Source organism: Actinacidiphila sp. bgisy144 (assembly GCF_057708105.1).
Genome location: NZ_JBYIRM010000020.1, coordinates 107,839 through 128,248, shown reverse-complemented (window position 1 = coordinate 128,248; position 20,410 = coordinate 107,839). Strand labels below are relative to the sequence as shown.

At 72.8% G+C, this 20,410-nt stretch carries 11 protein-coding genes; 10 read left to right on the top strand and 1 reads right to left on the bottom strand.

The window, feature by feature from the left end; translation table 11 throughout:
- The first annotated feature begins 13 nt into the window (after window positions 1-13).
- The 6 genes from AC3EVP_RS22960 to AC3EVP_RS22935 all read left to right on the top strand — a co-directional run bounded on the left by AC3EVP_RS22960 (window position 14) and on the right by AC3EVP_RS22935 (window position 7,376).
- A complete protein-coding gene (locus AC3EVP_RS22960; RefSeq protein WP_435132492.1) occupies window positions 14-802 on the top strand; it encodes an L-ribulose-5-phosphate 4-epimerase in 789 nt (262 codons plus the stop codon).
- Window positions 799-2,304: an L-arabinose isomerase gene (gene araA / locus AC3EVP_RS22955; protein ID WP_335979184.1), complete on the top strand. Its 1,506-nt coding sequence runs from the start codon at window positions 799-801 to the stop codon at window positions 2,302-2,304. Before AC3EVP_RS22960 ends, araA begins: the two co-directional genes overlap by 4 nt.
- Before the next feature lie 564 nt (window positions 2,305-2,868).
- The gene (locus AC3EVP_RS22950; protein WP_335979186.1) at window positions 2,869-4,032 is read left to right on the top strand and encodes a substrate-binding domain-containing protein; all 1,164 of its coding nucleotides are present in this window, start codon (window positions 2,869-2,871) and stop codon (window positions 4,030-4,032) included.
- Entirely contained in the window at window positions 4,032-5,648 is a 1,617-nt protein-coding gene (locus tag AC3EVP_RS22945) for a sugar ABC transporter ATP-binding protein (protein WP_435132489.1), read from the top strand. Before AC3EVP_RS22950 ends, AC3EVP_RS22945 begins: the two co-directional genes overlap by 1 nt.
- Entirely contained in the window at window positions 5,645-6,661 is a 1,017-nt protein-coding gene (locus tag AC3EVP_RS22940; RefSeq protein ID WP_435132486.1) for an ABC transporter permease, read from the top strand. The genes AC3EVP_RS22945 and AC3EVP_RS22940 overlap by 4 nt, the downstream gene beginning before the upstream one ends.
- A gap of 190 nt (window positions 6,662-6,851) precedes the next feature.
- Window positions 6,852-7,376: a GNAT family N-acetyltransferase gene (locus AC3EVP_RS22935; RefSeq protein ID WP_435132569.1), complete on the top strand. Its 525-nt coding sequence runs from the start codon at window positions 6,852-6,854 to the stop codon at window positions 7,374-7,376.
- Between the two features lie 37 nt (window positions 7,377-7,413).
- Here the strand turns inward: AC3EVP_RS22935 and AC3EVP_RS22930 are convergent, their stop codons facing one another.
- Window positions 7,414-8,172, bottom strand: a complete 759-nt coding sequence (locus AC3EVP_RS22930) for a thioesterase II family protein (protein WP_335979191.1) — start codon at window positions 8,170-8,172, stop codon at window positions 7,414-7,416.
- A gap of 539 nt (window positions 8,173-8,711) precedes the next feature.
- Here AC3EVP_RS22930 and AC3EVP_RS22925 point away from each other — a divergent pair.
- From AC3EVP_RS22925 to eccD, 4 genes are all read left to right on the top strand, one after another.
- Window positions 8,712-11,276, top strand: a complete 2,565-nt coding sequence (locus tag AC3EVP_RS22925; RefSeq protein WP_435132482.1) for an MGH1-like glycoside hydrolase domain-containing protein — start codon at window positions 8,712-8,714, stop codon at window positions 11,274-11,276.
- 25 nt (window positions 11,277-11,301) lie between these two features.
- Window positions 11,302-13,404 carry a glycoside hydrolase family 30 protein gene (locus AC3EVP_RS22920; protein ID WP_435132480.1) on the top strand — a complete coding sequence of 701 codons (2,103 nt, stop codon included), beginning with the start codon at window positions 11,302-11,304 and terminating at the stop codon, window positions 13,402-13,404.
- A gap of 1,516 nt (window positions 13,405-14,920) precedes the next feature.
- The gene (eccCa, locus tag AC3EVP_RS22915; RefSeq protein WP_435132477.1) at window positions 14,921-18,868 is read left to right on the top strand and encodes a type VII secretion protein EccCa; all 3,948 of its coding nucleotides are present in this window, start codon (window positions 14,921-14,923) and stop codon (window positions 18,866-18,868) included.
- A 127-nt stretch (window positions 18,869-18,995) separates the two neighbouring features.
- A complete protein-coding gene (gene eccD / locus AC3EVP_RS22910; protein ID WP_335979200.1) occupies window positions 18,996-20,396 on the top strand; it encodes a type VII secretion integral membrane protein EccD in 1,401 nt (466 codons plus the stop codon).
- Window positions 20,397-20,410: the final 14 nt, after the last annotated feature.

Genomic DNA, 20,410 nt, shown 5'->3' with positions numbered 1-20,410 from the left:
GGTCCGCATTGCCATGAGCAGCAACCCACAGCAGCAGCAAGAGGAACAGCACCAGCAGCAGGACTCCACCGTGACCGCCACCGGGGCCGGGGCCGCGACCGCCACCGGGCCCGGGACCGCCGCCGTCGCCGCACTGCGCCGCCAGGTCAGCGACCTGCACGGCGAACTCGTCCGCTACCAGCTGGTGGTGTGGACGGCCGGCAACGTCTCCGGCCGGGTGCCGGGCCGCGACCTGTTCGTGATCAAGCCCAGCGGCGTGGACTACGACCGGCTCAACCCCGAGGCGATGATCGTCTGCGACCTCGACGGCAACGTGGTCGAAGGCGACCTGGCACCGTCGTCCGACACCGCCGCCCACGCCTACGTCTACCGGCACATGCCGGACGTCGGCGGCGTGGTGCACACCCACTCCACCTACGCCTGCGCCTGGGCGGCCCGCGGGGAGGCGGTGCCCTGCGTGCTGACCGCGATGGCCGACGAGTTCGGCGCTGAGATACCCGTCGGCCCGTTCGCGCTGATCGGCGACGACTCGATCGGCCGCGGCATCGTGGAGACGCTGACCGGGCACCGCTCGCCCGCGGTGCTGATGCAGAACCACGGCGTGTTCACCGTCGGCCGCGACGCGCGCGCGGCGGTGAAGGCCGCGGTGATGTGCGAGGACGTCGCGCGCAGCGTGCACATCTCGCGCCAGCTCGGCGCCCCGCTGCCCATCGACCCCGGCGCGGTCGACCGGCTCTACGACCGCTACCAGAACGTCTACGGCCAGCAGGGGCCGTCCGTCGGCAAGGAGTCCCAGGCATGACATCGCCCGCCGCACCCGAGATCTGGTTCCTCACCGGCAGTCAGGGCCTGTACGGGGACGACACCCTCGCCCAGGTCGCCGAGCAGTCGCAGGCCATCTGCGACCGGCTCGCCGCGGCCCCGGGCGCCCCGGTCCGCACGGTCTGGAAGCCGGTGCTGACCGACGCCGCCGCGATCACGGAGGTGGTGCTCGCCGCCAACTCCGCGCCGCGGTGCGTCGGCCTGGTGGCCTGGATGCACACCTTCTCGCCCGCCAAGATGTGGATCGCCGGGCTGGACCTGCTGCGCAAGCCGCTGCTGCACCTGCACACCCAGGCCAACGTCGAACTGCCGTGGTCCACCATCGACATGGACTTCATGAACCTCAACCAGGCCGCCCACGGCGACCGCGAGTTCGGGTACATCCAGTCCAGGATCGGCGTGGCCCGCAAGACCGTCGCCGGCCATGTCTCCGACCCCGCGGTGCTCGCCCGCATCCACGCCTGGATGCGCGCCGCGCTGGGCTACGGCGCGCTGCGCACGCTGCGGCTGGCCCGGTTCGGCGACAACATGCGGGACGTGGCCGTCACCGAAGGCGACAAGGTCGAGGCGCAGTTGCGGCTGGGCGTGTCGGTCAACACCTACGGCGTCAACGACCTCGTGGCCGCGGTGGACGCGGTCGGCGACGCGGCGGTGGGGGAGTTGACCGCGCAGTACGCCGACACCTACCGGCTCGACCCGCAACTGGCCGCGGGGGGAGCGCGGCACGCGTCCCTGCGGTACGCGGCCCGGATCGAGTTGGGCCTGCGCGCCTTCCTCGACGACGGCGGGTTCGGCGCGTTCACCACCAACTTCGAGGACCTGGGCGGGCTGCGGCAGTTGCCCGGGCTCGCGGTGCAGCGGCTGATGGCCGACGGCTACGGCTTCGGCGGCGAGGGCGACTGGAAGACCTCCGCGCTGCTGCACGCGCTCAAGGCCGCCGGGGCCGGGCAGGCGGGCGGCAGCTCCTTCATGGAGGACTACACCTACCACCTGGCGCCCGGCAGCGAACTCATCCTCGGCGCCCACATGCTGGAGGTCTGCCCGAGCATCGCCGCGGACCGGCCGAGCTGCGAGATCCACCCGCTGTCGATCGGCGGCCGGGAGGACCCGGTGCGGCTGGTCTTCGACGCACGGCCCGGCCCGGCGGTCGTGGTGGGCCTGGCGGACGTCGGCGACCGCTTCCGGCTGGTGGCGAACACGATCGACGTCGTGGCCCCGCTGGAGCCGCTGCCCGCGCTCCCCGTCGCCCGGGCGGTGTGGAAGCCCGCGCCGGACCTGCGCACCTCCACCGAGGCGTGGCTGACCGCGGGCGGGCCGCACCACACGGTGCTGTCCACCGCCGTCGGCGCCGAGGAGCTGGCCGACCTCGCGGACATGCTCCGCACCGAGCTGCTGCTCATCGACGGCAGCACCGAGATCCGGCAGTTCGCCAAGGAGATCCGCTGGAACCAGGCGTACTACCGGCTCGCCGGGGGCCTGTGAGGGCGCCGCGGCACCCGTTTCCGCCCGCCCCACCCGGGCGGTCCTCCCGCCGGTACGGGAGGGCCGCCCGGGCGGAGGTCGTCGCCGTGCCCGTGTGCGTGCCGGTGCCCGGCGCGCGTGCGCGGCACCTGTCCCCGCACCCCCTCGGCGCGGCCCTGATGTGCGGGTGCGCGGCCGTCCACGGTGCATGTGCGCGTACACGATGCGTACCGTCAACTCCCTGCCGGACGTGGGCAGTCGGGGCGAAGCCGCAGCGTGTGCGGGCGTTTCGGCGGGTCTGCCGCGACGTGGGCCGACCTCTTCGCGATCCACGGGGTTTTTCTCGGCTCAACATCTTGACGGTGATTCCGTGAGCGCTAACACTCTATGGCGGCGGGTGACAGGAACCCGCCACGACTGGTGCAGACGGTTCGGGCCCCTGTGGCTGTGAACGTCGACCGCTCCGCCCGGTTGTGTGAGCTGCGTTGGGGATGATGCGGCCCACGCCCGCGGATGTGATCCACTCAGTGGATTGTTAGCGCTCTCAATGACCGCGAGGTCACCGTCCGAACAGGAAGTTCGCCCATGCGTGATGCCAAAGGTGCCGTCGTTTCCGGATACGGGCGTTGGGGCGCCGCGGCCGTGACCCTCGCCGTGGTGCTCGCGGCGGCGGGGTGCAGCAAGAGCGGGGCCGGCGGCTCGTCCTCCTCGGACAACTCCGGCAACTCGACCTCCTCCGCCTCGTCCGCCACCGCGATCAAGGGCGACATCGCGTTCAACGACGCGAACCTCGCCAAGCTCGACGCGGCGCTGAAGCAGGCGCTGGCCGGCAAGGACCTGTCGAAGCTCAACGAGGCGATGGTGGTCAACGTCGCCACCGACTACTGGAACGCCGGCAAGGTGGGCTTCAACAAGGGCCTGAAGGAACTCGGCGTCAAGGGCGCCTACCAGGCCCCGGCGAACGGCCGGCTCGACCAGCAGCTGTCGATCATCCAGACGCTGCGCGGCCAGGGCATCAGCGGCCTGAGCGTCTCCGCGATCGACCCGACGGCCATCAAGGCGCCGATCGCCTCCGCGAACAAGGCCGGCATCCCGGTGCTCGCCATCGACTCCCCGCTGCCGAAGGACGACGGCGCCGCGCTCTACCTGGGCACCCCGAACTACCAGGCGGGCCAGAAGGCCGGCGAGGCGATGAAGCAGGCGCTCGGCGGCAAGGGCCAGGTGGTGATCCTGGTCGGCTCGCTGACCACCTCCAACGCGGTCGAGCGCATCCAGGGCTTCGAGGACGCCCTGAAGGGCTCGGGCATCAAGGTCGCCCAGAAGCTCAGCGACAGCATGGACGCCTCCAAGGCGCTGTCCAACGCCGAGACCGCGATCCAGACCAACCCGAACGTCAACGGCCTGTACGGGGTGTACTCCTACGACGGCCCGTCCGCCGGCCAGGCCGTCCAGTCGGCCGGCAAGACCGGCAAGATCAAGATCATCTCCGACGACAGCGACCCGCAGACGCTGAAGTTCATCAAGTCCGGCGTCATCCAGGCCACCGTCCTCCAGCAGCCCTACCAGCAGGGCTACACCGGCGCCTACCTGCTGGCGGCGCTGAAGGTGCTCGGCAAGGACGCCACCCTCAAGATCGCGCAGCCGTACCTGGAGAGCGACGGCATCACCCTCAGCTCCGGCGTCGGCCTGGTCACCCAGACCAACCTCGCCGACTACCAGGCCAAGCTGACCAGCCTGGGGATCGGCTGATGGCCGGCTCCGCCGAGGACCGCCCGGGCGGCGAGGACCGCCCGGGCGGCGGGGGAGAGCGGGGCGGCGCAGCCGAGGAGAGCGCGGTGTCGCTGCGCGACGTCAGCAAGTCGTACGGCCTCGTGAAGGTGCTGGACATCCCGCGGCTGGACCTGGCCCGCGGTCAGATCGTCGCGGTGGTGGGGGAGAACGGCGCGGGCAAGTCCACGCTGATGGGCGTGCTGTCCGGCACCGTCACCCCCACCACCGGCACCATCGAGGTCGCCGGCCGGGCGCTCCAGCCCGGGCGCCCCGACCACTCCCGCGAGCTGGGAGTGGCCCTGGTGGCACAGGAGTTCCCACTGGTCGGGCAGTTGAGCGTCGCGGAGAACCTGCTGCTCGGGCGGCGCCCGCAGCGGGCCGGCGGCGGGCTGCTGGGCCGGGCGGTGTTCGACCGCACCGGCACCAGGGAGGAGGCACGGGCACTGCTCGCCGAGGTCGGCGTCACCCATGTCGACGTCGACCGCCCGGTCGAGCGCTTCCCGGTGCCGGTGCGCCAGATGATCGAGATCGCCAAGGCGTGGGGCCACCGCCCGGTCGTGCTGATCCTCGACGAGCCGACCTCCTCGCTCGGCCCGGTGGAGGCCGAACGGGTGCTGGACCTGGCCCGCGCACACGCCGCCGCCGGCGGCGCGGTGCTCTTCATCGGCCACCGCCTGGACGAGGTGCAGGCGATCGCCGACCGGGTGGTGGTGCTGCGCAGCGGGAAGCTCGTCGCCGACCTCACCCCGAAGGAGGCGACCGAGGAGCGGATGATCCGCGAGATGGTCGGCAGCGAGCTGGCCCGCGCCGACCTCGCGCCGCCGTCCACGGTGGAGCGCACCGCGGTGCTGCGCACCCGCGAGCTGACCGCCGACGGCCTCGGCCCGGTCGACCTGGACGTACGCGCCGGCGAGATCGTCGGCGTCGCCGGACTGATGGGATCGGGGCGCAGCCGGCTGCTGCACACCGTGATGGGCGCGCAGCCGCGCACCGGCGGGTCGGTGGAGTTCCTGGGCCGCGACTTCCGCCCGCGGCACCCGGCGGACGCGGTCGAGAAGGGGATCGGCCTGGTCCCGGAGGACCGCAAGGTGCAGTCGCTGCTGGCGGCGCACTCCGTGCGGTGGAACGTCACGCTGACCACGCTGCGGCGGATCAGCAGCCGCGGTGTGCTGCGGCCGAAGGCGGACAAGGCGCACGCGGCGCGGATCATCGGCGACCTGGGCGTACGCCTGCACAGCCCGGAGCAGCCGATCGGGGCGCTGTCCGGCGGCAACCAGCAGAAGGCGGTCTTCGGGCGCTGGCTGGCCGCCGAGCCGAAGCTGCTGCTGCTCGACGAGCCGACCCGCGGGGTGGACGTCGGGGCGAAGGCCGAGATCTACAGCCTGATCGACGCCGCCGCCGAGCAGGGCATGGCGGTGCTGGTGGCCTCCTCCGAACTGGAGGAACTGCTGTGGATCTGCCATCGGATCGTGGTGATGGCACACGGGCGGATCGTCGACGACATCCCCCGCGACCGGTTCGGCAAGGAAGCGATCATGACCGCGGCGGCCGGGACGCGGCCGGGCGCGGGCCCGCAGGGAGAGGCAAGCGCATGAAGACCAGCACCGCACCGGCGCCGACCGAGGCGGACCCCGGCAGCGCGCCGGGCCCCTCGTTCCTCCGCCGCCTGATCGAAACGCCCGAGGTCGGCGTGGTGGCCGCCTGCGTCGTCGTCTTCGTCGCGCTGGCCGTGGACAAGTCGACCTTCGCCGGAGCGGTCAACCTCCAGGGGATGGGCTTCGACCTGGCGCAGTACGGCCTGATCGCCATCGGGGAGTCGCTGGTGATCCTCACCGGCGGCATCGACCTGTCGGTGGGCGCGCTGCTGGGCACCAGCGTCATCCTGATGTCCTGGTTCAACGTACGGGCCGGGCTGCCGCCGATCCTGGCGATCCTGGTCACGCTGGTGATCGCGGGCGCGGTGGGCCTGCTGCACGGACTGGCCGTCACCCGGCTGAAGATGGCCCCGTTCGTCGTCACCCTCGTCACGTACACCGTCGCGCAGGGCGTCACCCTCGCGATCACCTCGGGCACCTCGATCACCGGGATCGGCGGGCTGTTCGGCGACGTCGGCCAGACGTACGTGGCGCAGATCCCGCTGCCGCTGATCCTGTTCGCGGTGGTGGCGATCGCGGCGTGGTTCTTCCTGGAGCGCACGTACGCCGGGCGGCAGGTCTACGCGGTCGGCGGCAACCCCGAGGCGGCGCGGCTGGCCGGCATCCGCGGCGACCGGCGGGTGGTGTCGATGTACGTCACCAGCTCCCTGCTGTCGGCGTTCGCCGGGATGATGGTGCTTGGCCGGATGGGCGTCGGCTCGGCCAGCGGCGTCGGGGTCGGCTGGGAGCTGTCGGCGATCGCCGCGGCGGTCATCGGCGGGGTGAGCCTGGTCGGCGGACAGGGCCGCATCCTCGGGATCGTGGCGGGCACCATCCTGCTGGAGCTGATCAACAACGGCCTGACGACCCTTCAGATCAACCCCAACTACACGAATATCGTGCTCGGTTGCGTGCTGGGGCTGGCGATCACCGCGGACCGGCTGCGGGCGCGGAGCGTGGCCAAGCGCCGCTGAGGCTGCTCCCGGCCCTTCCGGCCTCCTGGCGCTTCCGGCCGCCGGTTCGCCCGGGCCGCCTCGCCGCTTCGGGGAGGCGGCCCGCGCTGCCGTAGCCTGGGGCCGCGGTGTCAGCAGCGGCGGGGAAGAGGGGTGCGCGGTGGGCGCGGTGGGCTCGGTGGGCGGCGGGTTCGGCACGGAGCGGCTGGAGATGCTGCCGCTGGAGGCCGGGCACGCGGAGCCGATGGCGGCCGTGCTCGGTGATCCGGCGCTGCACCGCTACATCGGCGGGGCGCCGGAGACGCCCGCGGGGCTGCGGGCCCGGTACGAGCGGCTGGTCGCGGGGGCACCCGAGCCCGGGGTGACCTGGCTGAACTGGGTGATCCGGCTGCGCGCGGAGGGGCGGCTCGCGGGTACCGTGCAGGCGACGGTGCGGGACGGTGGGGCGGGCGGCGGGCTGGGCAGCGGCGGGGGCGGTGGGCCGGGCGGGGCGTCGTACGCGGAGGTCGCGTGGGTGGTGGGCACCCCGTGGCAGGGCCGCGGCATCGCGAAGGAGGCGGCCCGCGGGCTGGTCCGCCATCTCGCCGCCCACCACGTCCGTACGGTGCTCGCGCACGTCCACCCGGACCACGCGGCCTCGGCCGCCGTCGCCACCGCCGCAGGGCTCGCCCCGACCGGCGAGCTCCACGACGGCGAAGTGCGCTGGCGCGCCGACCTTCTGCCGCCCGGGCGCTGAACCCGCGCCCAGCGGGCGGGGAGGCCGGTCGGAGCGGTCAGCTGGTCGGTGCGGAGGCCGGGGTGAGGTGCTTGCGGAGCAGGGCGATGATCGGCTGGATGTGCTGGCCGAGGAAGAAGTGCCCGCCCGGGTAGACCTCGAACTCGAAGCCGCCGGTGGTGTGCTGTTCCCACTGCCGGGCCTCGTCGAGCGTCGTCTTGGGGTCCTGGTCGCCGGTGAGCACCGTGATGGGGCTGCGCACGGTCGCCGACGGCTCGCTGGCGTAGCACTCGGCCACCTGGTAGTCGGCGCGCAGGGCCGGGAGCGCGGCGCGCATCAGCTCCTCGTCCTCCAGCAGGAGGGTGTGGGTGCCGTCCGACGAGCGCAGTTCGGCCATGAGCCCGGCGTCGTCGAGCCGGTGCAGGGCCTCCTCGCGGCGGGTGGCCGGTCCGCGGCGGCCGGACGCGACGATCCGGACCGGCGGCCGGCCCTCCGCCTCCAGCCGGCGGGCCACCTCGAACGCGAGGATCGCGCCCAGGCTGTGGCCGAACAGGACCAGGGGGAGGTCGTCCTCGGCGGCGAGGATCTCCGCGACCCGGTCGGCCAGCACCGACATCTCAGTGATCGGCGGTTCACTGCGGCGGTCCTGCCGGCCCGGGTACTGCACGGCGATCACGTCGAACTCCTTGCCGAGCGCCATCGACACCGGGCGGAAGTAGGGCGCCGAACCCCCCGCGTGCGGGAGGCAGACAAGGCGCGCGGCCGGGTCCTGAGCGGGAACAAAGCGACGGCACCAGAGATTTTCCACGGAAGGCATGCTGCTCCATCGTCGGGTTCGGCTCTCCGCCGCAACATAACAAGCCGCCCCCCGCCGGGCCACCCCGGAAAATCCCCGGAGCTCCCCTGTCCGTCTCCGCCCAATAGGGGTCGTACACCGCTGTGTTGGCCGCCCCGGACGGCCAACGGACGCCCCGGACCTGCCCGTCACGGAGGAGCGCGGGGCGGGCGGCCACGAAGGCCTGCCCGCCCCGCGCCCACGCTGCGCAAGGCGCCTGGCGGTCAGCTGCCGACGAGCATCTGCCAGGTCTGCGGCCCGACTTGGCCGTCGACGCCGAGGCCGTGGGCGTGCCGGCGGCGGGTTCGGGGGCCGCGGGAGCAACTATGTCGGATCTGTTGACACCCGTCGCGTGAGCGCTAACAATTCGAGTCGCCCGTGATGCAGTTCATGCCGTAACCCACTTCGGGGCAGTGAGCCCCCCCGGGCCCTGCGGCGGGCGGTGCCGTACCGGCCTGCTCCGTTGTCAAGCGCAGGGCCCGTCAGACGCTGGAACGGAAGGTCTTATGACCCATCGTCACATGCCCAGGCGAAGCTTTCTGAAGGCGGCCGGAGCGACCGGCATCGGCGGTACGGTGGTCGCGCTTGCGAGCGATAACATCGCGGCGGCCGCCGACGGCACCACGTCCGACGGCACGGCCGCGGCCGCCGCGGACACCGCGGGCAACCACGGCGGGCAGTCCTCGCCCCTGCCGTACCCGACGCTGAAGCGGCCGTTCGCGATGCCGGGCGTCAAGGAGCAGGACTGGACGGGCGCGCTCTTCGTCGGCACCGGCGAGGCCCGCTTCGCCGTGCGCGTGGTCCTGCTCACCAAGGCGAACACCGTCATCCGCGAGAAGATGACCAACAACCTGTGGCGGATCGGCCCGATGGCCCCCGACGGCAGCTTCAAGCAGGTCCACATCAGCAGCGACGACCGCTCGGTGATGCCCGCGCACCTGGAGGCGCTGAAGGAGGTCATCGCCCACCCCGACCAGTGGTCGGCCGCCGAGGTCGCGGACGCCACCGCCAAACTCCCCGTCATCCAGGCCAAGTACGACCTCGCCCAGCAGCAGAAGCGCGACCTGGTGGTCCGCTACGCCCGCACCGGCGACGGCAGTTCGGTGGTCGCCACGGTCACCGCGCTGGCCGACGACACCACGGTCTTCCTGGAGGTCGGCACGCCGTGGGGCGCCACCGCGGGGGAGACCGCGAGCTTCGCGCTCGACGGCAACGGTGTCATCGGCTCCGCGCCCGGCCTGGTGGACACCTCCGCCACCGGCCACCTGCGGCTGACCCCCACCGAACCCCCGGTCAGCGCCGCCTGCTACGCCTCCGTCACCGACCTGACCAAGGCGATGACCGGCGGCACCGGCGCGGCCGGCGACGCCACCGCCGCCCTGCGCTACGAACTCGCCAAGGGCGAGAGCATCACCTTCGCCGCGGCGATCAGCGACCACGGCACCCCGAAGGTCGCACCGCCCGAGCCGCACCAGGCCGAACGCCGACTCGCCGCCGCCCAGGCCGCGATCCGCGACACCAACCTCACCGGCTCCGGCCCGGTGGGCCAGGCAGCGGACGCGGTGCGCGACGCGCTGTCGCTGAACACCAACTACGACCGGACCTACCACTGCAACTACGTGCTGTGGGGCTGGGGCGGCGGTGGCGGCCTGTTCACCGGCTGGGACTCCTCCTTCGACTGCATCGACGCCGCCCTGGTCAGCCAGACCCTCGCCACCCAGCACGAGTCGGACGTCTTCGACCAGCCCGCACCGCCCAACCAGGTGGACCTGGTCGGCCCCCGCTACGACCAGGAGAACTCCGGGCCGATGCACGCGTACGCGGTGTGGCGGCTGTACACGAAGTTCGGCGACCGCACCGTCCTGGAGAAGGCGTACCCGCACCTGGTCGCCTTCAACGACCTGATGCCGGAGTGGGACGCCGACGGCGACGGGCTGCTGGAGGCACCGTACTTCGGCGACCGCGTCGGCGGCCGCGGCAACCACCTGGGCCTGGACGACCTGCCGGTCTACGCCGACTACCAGCGCATCGCCAAGGTCGGCGGCTCCGGCGACAAGCGCGACAACACCAACCTCACCGACGTGCCGCTCAACTCCTACTACGCCCTGCTCGCCGAGACGCTGGCGAAGATGGCGACAGTCCTCGGCGAGGCCGCCGACGCCCGCCGCTTCACCGCCCAGTACGCGACGATCAAGCAGCGCCTCAACGACCGCCTGTGGCACGCCGGCAAGGGCCTGTACCTCAGCCGCTACCTCGACGGCAGCTGGAACGAGGTGGTCACGCCGACCGTGTTCTACCCGCTGTTCGCGGGCATCGCCACGCCCGAGCGGGCGAGGACGATGATGGCGCACCTGCTGGACCCGGAGATGTTCTGGGGCGACTACGTGGTGCCCAGCATCGCCCGCAACGACCCGGCGTACTGCTCCGGCGGCCCGGTGCACCCGCAGTCCGAGCACTTCAAGTTCTTCGACCGCTACGGCGAGGGCTCCGCGCCCGAGCAGTGGAAGGGCGCGATCTGGCCGCCGATGAACGCCACCGTCTACGACGGCGTCAAGCGCTACGGCTTCGACGACATCGCCGGCATGTTCGCCACCCGCAGCACCTCGATGTACCTGGACTCCTGGACGAACGACGGCTGGTTCCCCGAGTCCTTCGACCCCGAACCGGGGCAGTCCATCATGGGCCCGGCGGTCGACTCGGCCTGGCGGACCTACTCCTGGTCCAACGCGATGCCGGTGCAGGGCCTGCACGAGCTCCTCTCGGACAACCCCTGGGACGGCGACCCGTCGGCGCTGATGTTCGGCTCGCTCACCTTGCCGGGCACCAACACCCTGTCCAACGTGCAACTGCGCGGCCACCGCTACGACGTGTCGGCCGGCCCGCACCGCACCACCCTCGCGCGCGACGGCAAGGTGGTCTTCCGCGCCACCGGCGCACGCGTCGCGGTCCGCAACTTCCTGCTCGGCGACACCGGCGCCGCCTTCGACCTCAACGCCGACGGGATCACGCAGATCGAGGTCCATCCCGACCACGGCCGGCCGCGCACCACCAAGGCCCCCAAGGGCCGCTCCCACATCAGGCTCTGACCCGGACGAAGGAGGGCGACCTTTGATGGCAACTCCCACGGCACCCCCGGCGCCCCGCGCCCGAAGAGCCCGGCTGCGCCGGCCGCGCGGACTGCGGCGGCTGCCGCACCGCGTCGCGCTGGTGGTCGGCAGCGCGCTGCTGGCCTGCGTGGCACTGCTCGCCCCGCCGCCCGGCGCGAGCGCGGCCACCCAGCCGGGCGGGCAGCAGATCGCGGTCGACGGCAACGGCACCGGGCGCACCTTCGCCGGGGTCGGCGCGATCAGCGGGGGCGGCGGCACCTCGCGGCTGCTCACCGACTACCCCGAACCCGAGCGCAGCCAGTTGCTGGACTACATGTTCAAGCCCGGCTACGGCGCCTCGCTCCAGATCCTCAAGGTGGAGATCGGCTCCGACACCAACTCCAGCAACGGCGCCGAGCAGAGCCACATGCGCACCGCCACCGACGTGGACTGCAACCGCGGCTACGAGTGGTGGCTGATGGAGCAGGCCCAGAAGCGCAACCCCGACATCCAGTTCTACGGGCTGGAGTGGGGCGCGCCCGGCTGGTTCGACGGCGGCTTCTGGTCCGCCGACAACATCCGCTACCTCACCAGCTGGCTCGGCTGCGCCAAGCAGCACGGCCTGCACATCGACTACCTGGGCGGCTGGAACGAGAAGGGCTGGGACGCGGCCTGGTACGAGCAGCTGAAGTCCACGCTCCAGCACGACGGTTACGGCTCGGTGAAGGTGGTCGCCGCCGACAACGCCGGCTGGCAGGTCGCCACCGACATGAAGAACGACCCGGCGTTCGACGCGGCCACCGACGTGGTCGGGGTGCACTACCCCTGCACCGCGGTGCACTGCTCCAGCACCCCGGACGCGCTCAGTCTCGGCAAGCCGCTGTTCGCCAGCGAGTCCGGCTGGAACAACTACCTGACCGGCGCGGACCGGCTGGCGGCCGAGATGAACCACGAGTACGTCGACGCGCGCATCACCGGCTTCATCAACTGGCCGGTGGCGTACGCCTGGTACCCGACGGTGCAGATGCAGGGCAGCGGGCTGCTGAAGGCGAACGAGCCCTGGAGCGGCGCCTACCAGCTGGGTCCGACGCTGTGGACGGTCGCGCAGACCGCGCAGTTCACCCATCCGGGCTGGCAGTACATCGACTCCGCCAGCGGCTACCTCGACGGCGGCGGCACCTATGTGACGCTGAGATCGCCCGGCGCGCACCCCTCGTACACCACCGTCTTCGAGACGACGGGCGCGAGCGCCCCGCAGACGGTGTCGCTGACGCCCTCCGGTGGCCTGCCGCGCGGCGCGCTGCACCGGTGGACGACCACGCTGGACTCCACCGACCCGGCCGACTGGTTCGTGCACGGCGCCGACGTGCCGGCGGCGGCCGGCGGCGCGCACACCGCCACGCTCCAGCCCGGCACCGTCACCACGCTGACCACCGTGTCCGGCGGGAAGGGCGGGGCCGCGGCGAAGGCACCCGCCTCGAAGCCGATGCCGCTGCCGTACCGGGAGGACTTCAACGGCTACCGCGAGGGGGCCAGCGCGCGCTACGTCTCCGACATGGAGGGCGCCTTCCAGGTCGAACCCTGCCAGGCGGGCGCGCAGTCGGCGGCCGGCAGCCGGGGCCGGGGGAAGTGCCTCCAGCAGATGATCAGCCGGCAGCCGATCCAGTGGGCGCGGGTGCCGAGCCCGCTCACGCTGGTGGGCGACGCGACGTGGGGCGACTACACGGTGTCGGTCAAGGCACGGATCGGGCAGGGCACCACCTCCACGCTGATGGGCCGGGTGGCCGGTCAGCTCAACACGGTGGGCGCCGGCCGGATCACGGCGTGGGAGGGCTACTCCCTGAAGCTCGCGGACTCCGGCAGCTGGTCGCTGGAGGTCCTCGCGCCGGACAGGACCACCCGCGTGCTCGCCTCGGGCACGGTTCCCGGGGTCGCCGCGGACAGCTGGTCGCGACTGCAACTGACCTTCGTCGGCGCCCGGATCACCGCGCGGATCGACGGTGCGGCCGTCGCGGACGTCACGGACTCCACTTATGCCCAGGGCCAGGTGGGCCTGGGCACGGACACCTACGGGACGGCGACCCAGTTCGACGACCTCACCGCCACCGCGGTGCCCACCGCTCCCTAGCCGGATGCCGGCCGCGGCCAACGCACCTGCGGGGGTTCCGTTTTCGACTCCCGCGCCGGTCCGGCGGCCGGGTGCCCGGCGGGCGGTTCGCACCGCTCGCCGGGCACTGGGGAAATTCCGGTGACCGAGTGCAGTCATGTGGCCACCACCATGTCGGCGGTATTTCACCCGGCCGACCACACGTCCGGTCGTGGAGAAAGTGGGGAGACCCCGGGCGTGTCGTGATGGCTCCCGGATGCGCGGTAATTGGTACGGACCGCGTCTTGCCTGGTGGGCTTACGTACGGGCGCCGTCGTGGCCTGGCCGCGACGGCGCCCGTCGTACGTGTCGGTACCGGCCGGTAGCCTGCGGCCTGCGGGGACGCGGAGAGGTCGAGCGGTGGGAGCGCGCCCATGGCGGGGCGGTGCCGGCGGGCCGGTGCGGCGCCGGCGGCGGGTGCCGCGGGAAGGGAACAGCGGCCGGGGGCGCCAATGTTCGGTGCCGGAATGGGCGGCGGCCTGCCATTTCGTGGAATGGGCTCCGCAGTTCGCCACCGCGGAAATGGGTGCGGCGCTTCGCGGAATGCGCGGAGTGGGCCGTGGGCAGCGAATTGGAGTGGGCCGAAAGCGAATGTGGTGTTCCCGCCGGCCGACGCGGGCTTCCCGGCGGTGCGGGCTGTGCGAAACCGGTGGGCGCGCGGGCCGCGGTGGGCGGGTGGTCTGCCCCGGCCCTCCTGAGCTGGCCGCCCCGGAGGCCGGTGGCGGGGTTCCGTGAGCCGACTGCGACCGCTTTGTCGGATGTCGGCTCGGTGGGGACCTTTGTCCCGACTGGGTTCTTGGTCGCAGAAGGCGCTGTTCGGGCCGTCTTTTCCCCGTCCGTGCGCGGTGGGGGAGGAAGTCGGAGTCGGTCCGCGGGGCGCGCGGGTGATCCGATTCCCGGTGGCCGGCTGCCCGATGCGCGCTTCCGCGCTGACCGGTTGCATGGTGAAACAGTCGGTGAAACACGCGGTGCGGGCCCGCCGCGGGGCGGCGATCACCGGCTGCCGCCCACCGCCGGCGACGTCGCCCGGGTGCCTGGCGAACGGGCGCGGCGGCATCCGTAAACCTCATCCCACCTGCGGCGATGCCGTCCGTCTCGAAGTCTGCGTCCCTTCCGCCGACACCGCCGTGTCCACTTCGTGACCACCCGGTCCCGAGGTAACCGACGTGCGGAGGACTAAAGGTGAATGCCCGGGGAATAATCGCCTGTTGCTATCGGCGGGCCGTCCGTTGGCGGCGGCCGGAATAGACAGCCTTCGCTGCCCGATCGCGCGGTGCAAAGCGGGCATGCGGACAGCCGAACCGGTCACGGAACGGCCCGGGGAAGCGGTTACGGCAAGAGGTCGGGCGCGTGAAAAAAGAAATGGGGGACTGTTGCAACGCTGACGGGATTCCCTATAGTCGCCTCCCAGGAAGAAGCGGCATGCACCATCACACCGGGAGTCACCGCGTTGGCCATTAAGCCGGTGAAGCGCTCACCTCGTCGCGACGGGCCACCGATGCCCGACGGGCAGGTGGAGCTCGCGGAGCCGCCGGTATTGGGCGAACCCGCCGGCGTGGACTTCGGTTCGGCCCTGCTGTATCTGCCGATGGGGCTGGGCGCCGGCGCCATGGTGCTGATGTTCAGCGTCCGCAGCATGGGCCCGACCACCTACATGATGTCCGGGATGATGGGCGTCGCGATGATCAGCATGACGCTGACCCAGGTCGGTCGCAGCAGCGCCGAACGCCGCCGCCGGATGCGGGCCGAACGCCGCGACTACCTCCGCTACCTCGCGCAGAAGCGCCGCCAGGCCCGTACCGCCGCCGCCGAGCAGCGCGCCGCCCTGCTGTGGGACAACCCCGACCCGCGCGAGCTGTGGGCGTTCGCGATGGGGCCGCGGCTGTGGGAACGCCGGCCCAGCCACGAGGACTTCGCCCGGGTCCGGATCGGCATGGGCATCCGCCGCGCCGAACTGGCCTTCCTCCCGCCCCAGACGAAGCCCGTCGAGGACCTCGAACCCCTCACCGCGATCTCGCTGCGCCGCTTCACCCGCGCCCACCAGACCGTGCCCGACCTGCCGATCCCGGTGGCGCTGCGGCGCTTCGCCCGGGTGGAGTTCGCCGGCGACGGCCAGGAGGCGCTGGCGCTGATGCGGGCCATCATCGCCCAACTGGCGGTGCTGCACGCCCCCGACGAGCTGCGCGTGGCCGTGCTCGGCAGCCCGGCCGCCCGCGCCGAGTGGGACTGGGTCAAGTGGCTGCCGCACAACGCCCACCCCGACGAGCAGGACGACGCGGGCGCCGTACGGCTGGCCGCCGGCGACCACGACGAGCTGATGGCGCTGCTCGGCCCCGAGGTGCGCGACCGCCCCGACCACGACCCGGACGCCTCGCCCAACGTCACCGAGCCCTTCGTCGTGGTCGTCGCCCAGGGTGTCCGGCTGCCCGACAGCTCGCGGCTGCTGGGCGAGGGACTGCGCAACACCCTGCTGCTGGACGCCACCGGCACCCTCCTCGGCGGCGACGACGTGCTGCGGCTGACCGTCCGCGACGGCACCGTCAGCTTCCCCGCCGGGGACGACGCCTCCGCGTCCGCCTCCGCCGACGCGCTCAGCGCCGTCGCCGCCGAGACCCTCGCCCGCGGCCTGGCACCGCTGCGCACCGGCGGCGCCATCGACCTGACCGAGCGGCCGCTGGAGTCCGACTTCGACTTGACGTCGCTGCTGAACATCCGCGACCCGCGCACCTTCGACGCCACCGCCAAGTGGCGGCCCCGGCTGAGCCAGTCGGCCCGGCTGCGGGTCCCGCTCGGCGTCACCGACGAGGGCGAGGTGGTGGAACTCGACCTCAAGGAGTCCGCGCAGGGCGGCATGGGCCCGCACGGCCTGCTCATCGGCGCCACCGGCTCCGGCAAGAGCGAACTGCTGCGCACCCTGGTGATGGGACTGGCCGCCACCCACTCCTCCGAAGTCCTCAACCTGGTGCTGGTCGACTTCAAGGGCGGCGCGACCTTCCTCAACATGGACCGCCTCCCGCACACCTCCGCGGTCATCACCAACCTCGCCGACGAGATCCACCTCGTCGACCGGATGCGGGACTCCATCAACGGCGAGATGATCCGCCGCCAGGAACTCCTGCGCGAAGCCGGCCACTCCTCGCTCTTCGACTACGAGAAGGCCCGGCTGGCCGGCGCCACCCTCGCCCCCCTGCCCTCGCTGCTGATCATCGTGGACGAGTTCTCCGAACTGCTCGCCAGCAAACCGGAGTTCGTGGACCTGTTCGTGTCCGTCGGTCGGCTCGGCCGCAGCCTCGGGGTGCACCTGCTGCTCGCCTCGCAGCGCCTGGACGAGAGCCGCATCCACAAGGTCGAGGGCCATCTGTCCTACCGGCTGGCCCTGCGCACCTTCTCCTCGATGGAGTCCCGCAGCGTCATCGGCGTCTCCCACGCCTACGAACTGCCCTCCGCGCCCGGCAACGGCTACCTGAAGGTGGACACCACCAACCTCGTACGGTTCAAGGCCGCCTACGTCTCCGGCCCGGCGCCCGAACCCGCCGCCGGGGCCGACCCCGCCGCGCAGCAGCGCGCCGCCCAGGAGGTCACCGCCTTCGGACTGGACCGCACCGGCGAACTGCTCTCCGCCCGCGCCGAGCAGGAAGCCGCGCTGGCCGAGGCGGCCAGGGCCGCCGAGGAGCAGGCCCGGCCGAAGGTCGGCCCGGACGGCGAACCGCTCAGCCAGGAGAGCCTGCTCGAGGTGCTCGTCGACCGGCTGGAGGACGCCGGGCCGCCCGCCCGCCAGGTGTGGCTGCCGCCGCTGGACTCCTCCGTCAGCCTCGACCAGGTGCTGCCCGCGATCGTGCCGGACCCCGAGCGCGGCATGAGCGCCGCCGACTACCCGCGGCTGGCGTCGCTGCGCTTCCCGATCGGCATGGTCGACAAGCCCTACGAGCAGTCCCGCGACCTGCTCACCGCCGACCTGTCCGGCGCCGACGGCCACGTCGGCCTGGTCGGCGCGCCGCGCACCGGCAAGTCCACCATGCTGCGCACCATGATGATGGCGCTGGCCGTCACCCACACCCCGCAGGAGATCCAGTTCTACTGCCTGGACTTCGGCGGCGGCGGCCTGGTGTCCACCTCCGGCCTGCCGCACGTCGGATCGGTCGCCACCCGCCTGGACCGGGACCGGGTGCAGCGGACCGTCGCCGAACTGACCCAGCTCCTGGAGCGCCGCGAGAGCGAGTTCGCCGCCCGCGGCCTGGAGTCCATGGCCGGCTACCGCGCCCAGCGCGCCGCCGGCGAGATCGACGACCCCTACGGCGACGTGTTCCTCGTCGTGGACGGCTGGGGCACGCTCCGCCAGGACTACGAGGACATCGAGCCGCGCGTCATCGACATGGCCGCCCGCGGCCTGTCCTTCGGCATCCACGTGATCGGCTCCGCGGTGCGCTGGTCGGAGTTCCGGCCCCGGCTGCGCGACCTGCTCGGCACCAAGTTCGAACTGCGGCTCGGCGACACCCTGGAGTCCGAGGTCGGCGCCCGCGCCGCCGCGGCCGTGCCGCACCAGCCCGGCCGCGGCCTGACCTCCGGCGGCCACCACTTCTTGGCCGCGCTGCCCCGCCTGGACAGCTCCCCGCACACCGAGGACCTGACCGCGGCCACCAAGGAGGCCGTCGCGGAGATCGGCGCCTTCTGGACCGGCACGCCGGCCCCCGGCGTCCGGCTGCTGCCCAGCCGGCTGTCGGCCGCCCAACTCCCGCCCGCCGAGGGCGACCTGCGGGTCTGCATGGGCTGGGACGAACAGCGCCTCGAACCGGCCTGGCACGACTTCGCCACCACCCCGCACCTGATGGTCTTCGGCGACAGCGAGACCGGCAAGACCAACATGCTGCGGCTGGTGATCGCCGCCATCACCTCCCGCTACACCCCCGAGCAAGCCCGCATCATGGTCGCCGACCCCGGCCGCGGCCTGCTCACCGCCGTCCCCGAGGCGTACCGGGTCGGCTACGTCGTGGACAGCGACGCGCTCGGCCAACTCGCCGCCAGCGCCGCGGTGTCGGTCGGCAAGCGGGTGCCCGGCGCCGACATCTCACCGGAGAACCTGGCCCGCCGCGACTGGTGGAGCGGCCCGCTGCTGTTCGTGCTCATCGACGACTACGACCTGTTCTCCGGCGCGCCCGGCGCCCCGTCCCCGATGACCCCGCTGGTGCCGCTGCTGGCCCAGGCCCCGCACATCGGGCTGCACCTGGTGGTCGCCCGCAGCACCTCCGGGGCGATGCGGGCCATGATGGACCCGGTGCTGCGCCGCCTGTGGGAGCTGGGCAACCCGGCCCTGCTCTTCTCCTATCCCAAGGAGGAGGGCAAGTTCATCGGCGAGGCGAAGCCGCGCACCCTGCCGGCCGGCCGCGCCCAACTCGTCACCCGCCGCGCGGTCAAGCTCATGCAGACCGGACTGGTGGCCGCCGAGTGAACCGCAACCGCCGCCACGCCGCCCCCGACCGCCGCAGTGCCGCCGCCGACCGTACCCCCGTCGCCACCCCCCGAGCCGCCCGCGGCGGCCGGGGCGGCGGCGTGCCCCACCGCACAGGAGCGACGCGATGACCAGTGCCTCCGTGATACCCGCAGCAGGCACCGGCACCGAGGTGTGCCGGGTGACCGTCGTCGGCCCCGGCGGCCGGGCCGACCTGGCGATCCCCGTCACGCTGCCGCTGGCCGCGCTGCTGCCCGTCCTCGTGGAGCACGTCGTCTCCGACGTGCGCGACCGGGGTACGCCGTGGTCCCTGCAACGCCTCGGCGAGCCGCCGCTCGACCCCGACGGCACCCCCGACGCACTCGGCCTGCACCACGGCGACGTACTCCACCTGCGCCCGGTCGAGGAACCGCTGCCGACCCTGCACTTCGACGACATCGCCGACGGCGTCGCCCACGTCGTGGGCGCCCTGCCCGGCCGCTGGCGCCCCGAACTGACCCGCGCGCTGGCCCTGACGATGGCCGCGCTCGCCACCGCCTTCCTCGCCCTCGCCCTGCTCAGCGGCGGCCCCGGCGACTTCGCCGGATACGGCGCGGGCGCCGCCGCCGTGGTCCTCACCGCGGCCGCCGTCACCGGCGCCCGGTTCACGGCCGACCCGGCCGCCGTACTGACCGGCGGCATCGCCGCGCTGGCCATGGCGGCGCTCGCCGGACTGTCCTTCCGCACCGGCCCCGGCGGCGGCTTCGACCCGGGCGTGCCCGGGCTGCTGGTCACCGCCGGGTGCGTCACCGCGGTCGCCGTCGCACTGGTCGCCCTGCGCGCCACGCCCTTCCTGGTGCCCGGCACCGCGGCCGTCGTCGCCGCCGCCACGGCCGCCACCATCGGAGTGCGCACCGCCTTCGACTGGCGCACCGGCCAGGCCGTCGCCGTGGCCGGCGTCGCCCTGTTCGTCCTCGGCCACTTCGCCCCCCGGATCACCCTGCGCGCCGCCCGGCTGCGGGTACCCCAACTGCCGCACAACGCAGCCGAGTTGCAGGAGGACGTGGAGCCCGAACCGCAGGAGCGGGTCGAGCGCCGGGTCCGCGCCGCCACCTCCTACCTCGACGCCCTCAGCATCGGCTTCGCACTCTGCTTCGGCGTCGTGTTCTGGTTCATGGTCCATGAACACGGCTGGATCGGCTGGGCGCTGCCGCTGGTCTTCGGCGCCGCGGTGCTGCTGCGCTCCCGCGGCCTGACCGGCACCCTCCAGCGGGTGCCCACCGTCATCGCCGCCGGCGGCGGCCTCGCGCTGCTGCTCCTCCAGCAGTGGACCACCGGCGGCACCGGCCACCGCGGCGTGGCCGTCGCGCTCCTGCTGCTCACCGTCGTCGCCCTGCTCGCCGCCGCCTGGCGGCTGCCCACCGGCCGCCTGCTGCCCGTATGGGGCCACAGCGGCGACATCACCGAAATGCTCGTCGCCATGGCGCTGCTGCCGCTGCTCCTGCAACTCCTGCACGTCTACGCGCGGTTGCGCGAGATGACGAGCTGAGCACCCGGACCGGA

Excerpts from the sequence above, each read along its gene's own strand:
- AC3EVP_RS22960 (WP_435132492.1), top strand. The coding sequence starts at position 14 with ATGAGCAGCAACCCACAGCAGCAGCAAGAGGAACAGCACCAGCAGCAG.
- araA (WP_335979184.1), top strand. The coding sequence starts at position 799 with ATGACATCGCCCGCCGCACCCGAGATCTGGTTCCTCACCGGCAGTCAG.
- AC3EVP_RS22950 (WP_335979186.1), top strand. The coding sequence starts at position 2,869 with ATGCGTGATGCCAAAGGTGCCGTCGTTTCCGGATACGGGCGTTGGGGC.
- AC3EVP_RS22945 (WP_435132489.1), top strand. The coding sequence starts at position 4,032 with ATGGCCGGCTCCGCCGAGGACCGCCCGGGCGGCGAGGACCGCCCGGGC.
- AC3EVP_RS22940 (WP_435132486.1), top strand. The coding sequence starts at position 5,645 with ATGAAGACCAGCACCGCACCGGCGCCGACCGAGGCGGACCCCGGCAGC.
- AC3EVP_RS22935 (WP_435132569.1), top strand. The coding sequence starts at position 6,852 with ATGCTGCCGCTGGAGGCCGGGCACGCGGAGCCGATGGCGGCCGTGCTC.
- AC3EVP_RS22930 (WP_335979191.1), bottom strand. The coding sequence starts at position 8,172 with ATGCCTTCCGTGGAAAATCTCTGGTGCCGTCGCTTTGTTCCCGCTCAG.
- AC3EVP_RS22925 (WP_435132482.1), top strand. The coding sequence starts at position 8,712 with ATGCCCAGGCGAAGCTTTCTGAAGGCGGCCGGAGCGACCGGCATCGGC.
- AC3EVP_RS22920 (WP_435132480.1), top strand. The coding sequence starts at position 11,302 with ATGGCAACTCCCACGGCACCCCCGGCGCCCCGCGCCCGAAGAGCCCGG.
- eccCa (WP_435132477.1), top strand. The coding sequence starts at position 14,921 with ATGCCCGACGGGCAGGTGGAGCTCGCGGAGCCGCCGGTATTGGGCGAA.
- eccD (WP_335979200.1), top strand. The coding sequence starts at position 18,996 with ATGACCAGTGCCTCCGTGATACCCGCAGCAGGCACCGGCACCGAGGTG.